This window comes from Prevotella sp. P4-51, assembly GCF_002251455.1.
Lineage (GTDB): Bacteria > Bacteroidota > Bacteroidia > Bacteroidales > Bacteroidaceae > Prevotella.
In genome coordinates, this window is sequence record NZ_NPJM01000030.1 from 1 (window position 1) to 1,029 (window position 1,029).

Here is a 1,029-nt window from a genome sequence, read left to right on the forward strand (position 1 = left end):
TTAACGTGAGTTCGACGTAAGAAAAGTGTTAAAAAAGTTGTGGGAATGGAATATTTTTAGTAACTTTATAGGTGATAATCAAAGAGTTACGAACAAATACCCATTCCCATGACGACTGCAAATTTAATAGAAATTTTCTGTATTCTCGACGAATTCTGCAAATTTTTTGCTCCGGAGTTGAAAAAACATACCATTCAGGTGCCTGGAAAGCGTCATCGCAACCGTCCCAGCCGCATGTCCGACAGTGAGATTATGACGATCCTCATACTGTTCCATACCCACCGTTTCCGTGACCTGAAGTCATTCTACCTGGGCTATGTCTGCCAGCACATGCGCAAGGATTTCCCCAATCCCGTATCCTACAACCGCTTCGTGGAGCGTCAGGCTCAGGTGGGGCTTCACCTGTTGCTGTTCCTCCAGACCTGCGCCCTGGGCAAGTGCACGGGCATATCGATCATCGACTCCACGCCCCTGGTGTCCTGCCACATCAAGCGGGAGAAGCAGCACAAGACCATGAAGGGATGGGCCGCCAAGGGAAAGTGCACGATGGGCTGGTTCTATGGATTCAAGCTGCATCTGGTCATTAACGACAAGGGGGAGATCATCCAGTGGCAGCTAACGCCGGGAAACGTCGACGACAGGGAACCGCTGAAGAACAGGGCGTTTACCGAGAGACTCTTCGGGAAACTCTTCGCCGACAGGGGGTATATCAGCCAGGACCTCTTCGAGATGCTCTTCGTTGACGACATACACCTGGTGACAAAGCTGAAAAGGAACATGAAGAACTCGCTGATGAATCTCTATGACAAAATCCTCCTCAGGAAAAGGTCGGTCATCGAGACTGTCAACGACGAACTCAAGAACATCTGCCAGATAGAACATACCAGGCACCGCTCTGTTGACAACTTTGCAACCAATCTCTTTGCAGGCCTCATTGCATACAATCTACTGCCCAAAAAGCCGTCAATGAATATTGAAATCATTGACAAAAGCAAACTAATTGCATAACTCTTACGTCGAACTCACGTT

Annotated in this window: 1 protein-coding gene; it reads left to right on the top strand. The window is 48.3% G+C overall.

What is annotated here, in order from left to right:
• Window positions 1–108 precede the first annotated feature (108 nt).
• Window positions 109–1,008, top strand: a complete 900-nt coding sequence (locus tag CIK94_RS02790; RefSeq protein ID WP_094421184.1) for an IS982 family transposase — start codon at window positions 109–111, stop codon at window positions 1,006–1,008.
• Window positions 1,009–1,029 lie beyond the last annotated feature (21 nt).

Coding starts and splice junctions, on each gene's coding strand:
- CIK94_RS02790 (WP_094421184.1), top strand. CDS start 109: ATGACGACTGCAAATTTAATAGAAATTTTCTGTATTCTCGACGAATTC.